Consider the following 449-nt stretch of genomic DNA (forward strand, 5'->3'; position numbering starts at 1 on the left):
ACTGGTGCTGCTAAAGCTGTAGGCGTTGTTCTTCCAGAACTAAACGGCCTTCTAACTGGTATGGCTTTCCGTGTACCAACTGCTAACGTATCTGTAGTTGACCTAACTGTTAACCTAAAAGAAGCTGCATCTTACGAAGAAATTTGTGCTGCAATGAAAGAAGCTTCTGAAGGCGAAATGGCTGGCGTTCTTGGTTACACTGAAGACCAAGTAGTATCACAAGATTTCATCGGTGAAGTTCAAACTTCAGTATTCGATGCTAAAGCTGGTGTTGCTCTAACTGACAAATTCGTTAAAGTTGTATCTTGGTACGACAACGAAATCGGTTACTCAAACAAAGTTCTTGACCTAATCGCTCACATCTCTAAGTAATTTCTTTTTAGAAATAGCTTTAGATAAGCATTAGCGAAGACTGTTTTGAGCAGACTTTGAAAAAGGCGACCTTAGTG

Annotated in this window: 1 pseudogene; it reads left to right on the plus strand. The window is 40.3% G+C overall.

Features of this window, described 5'->3' with window-relative positions:
* A pseudogene (locus tag AB4496_RS14940) lies at positions 1–372 on the plus strand (type I glyceraldehyde-3-phosphate dehydrogenase); the annotation flags it as partial.
* Positions 373–449 lie beyond the last annotated feature (77 nt).

The sequence above is a fragment of the Vibrio sp. 10N.222.46.A1 genome, assembly GCF_041473595.1.
Lineage (GTDB): Bacteria > Pseudomonadota > Gammaproteobacteria > Enterobacterales > Vibrionaceae > Vibrio > Vibrio tasmaniensis_A.